The sequence below is a fragment of the Bartonella sp. MR168JLCBS genome (genome assembly GCF_042194175.1).
In genome coordinates this window covers 754-1108 of sequence record NZ_JBHIMP010000140.1, presented here as the reverse complement: position 1 = coordinate 1108, position 355 = coordinate 754, and positions in this window count along the sequence as shown.

Genomic DNA, 355 nt, shown 5'->3' with positions numbered 1-355 from the left:
GTAGCGTTCGAGATGTTGTATAGCTTGGTAACGAGGATGACGGAAAACAATGATTGATTATACCCTTGGTATTGGTTTTAACTTTGCAACAATCAGCAATGTGGCTATGTGCACTGAGTGTTATTACTCAGGTTTTTGCAAAAGAAGGTCACAAAGGACAAGCTGGAAATTAGCTCAAGACCAATGATTTCCTTATTGGTATAGCTTAAAATTCTACTTTATCCGACGTGCCGTAAAATTTGTTCTTTAGAGCAGTAATATGAAGGGCATGTAATTTAGTTGATCAAATTTTTACATTGTTTGATGTGTTATCGCAAAGATGATTTCTCATTCAGATAAATAAATATTCAAGACA